General features: G+C 60.4%; 1 protein-coding gene. It reads right to left on the minus strand.

The window, feature by feature from the left end; all coding sequences use genetic code 11:
* Nucleotides 1-250: S8 family serine peptidase (locus PZC42_RS21420; protein ID WP_277214175.1), on the minus strand; the 250-nt coding region annotated here is incomplete at its 3' end.
* Nucleotides 251-270: the final 20 nt, after the last annotated feature.

Consider the following 270-nt stretch of genomic DNA (forward strand, 5'->3'; position numbering starts at 1 on the left):
GGCCAGAGACGTGAGGCGTGGCCATCGACGTCCCAGAGAGGACATTGGTCGCGGTGGTGGATCCAATCCAGGTCGACAGGACATTCACACCGGGCGCGAAGATGTCGAGGACGGAGCCGTAATTGGAGAAAGAGGCTCTGGTGTCGTCGGATTGGATGGCGCCGACTGTGATCGCGTTGGGGGCCGAGGCAGGGCTGTAATTGGCAGCGTTTGCCTGTTCACAAGCCGGGTAAGCATCCCGGTACCTAATAGTATGCCTGGCTTCGGGTG

The sequence above is a fragment of the Isoptericola croceus genome, from assembly GCF_029382255.1.
Taxonomy (GTDB): domain Bacteria; phylum Actinomycetota; class Actinomycetes; order Actinomycetales; family Cellulomonadaceae; genus Isoptericola; species Isoptericola croceus.